The sequence below is a fragment of the Polynucleobacter sp. 35-46-11 genome (assembly GCF_002281105.1).
Genome location: NZ_NCFJ01000273.1, coordinates 1 through 449 on the forward strand (window position 1 = coordinate 1; position 449 = coordinate 449).

The following is a 449-nucleotide window of genomic DNA, read 5'->3' on the forward strand; positions in this document are numbered from 1 at the left end:
AAAAATATTTTTCAGGGACAACATATGAGTCTGACTCGTAAATCCAATACTCCACAAAGCAGCCGTGCCACGCCTGCATCACGCCTCATCGGCAGCCTGTCACGTGGACTTCAGTCCGCAGTGCCAACGATGGATCGTCGTACCTTCCTCAAGCGCTCCGGTGTCGGTGTTGGTGCTGGTATCGCAGCAAGCCAATTAACTTTGGTGCAGAAGGCATCTGCCGAGCAAAGCAAGGCAATGTTGGATGGCAAAGGCAAGATCGAAGTTAAGAGAACGATTTGTACGCACTGTTCAGTAGGCTGCGCAACTGACGCTACTGTTGAGAATGGTGTTTGGGTTCGTCAAGACTCTGCATTTGATTCCCCAATTAACTTAGGTGCTTATTGTGCGAAGGGCGCTTCTTTGCGTGAGCATGGGCACGGAGATTTCCGCCTACGTTACCCAATGAA

1 protein-coding gene is annotated in these 449 nt (G+C 50.3%); it reads left to right on the top strand.

Going from position 1 to position 449, the window contains the following annotated elements; all coding sequences use genetic code 11:
* Nucleotides 1–24: 24 nt before the first annotated feature.
* Nucleotides 25–449, top strand: a 425-nt coding sequence (locus B7Y67_RS13340; protein ID WP_293599070.1) for a twin-arginine translocation signal domain-containing protein, incomplete at its 3' end; no start/stop codon positions are given.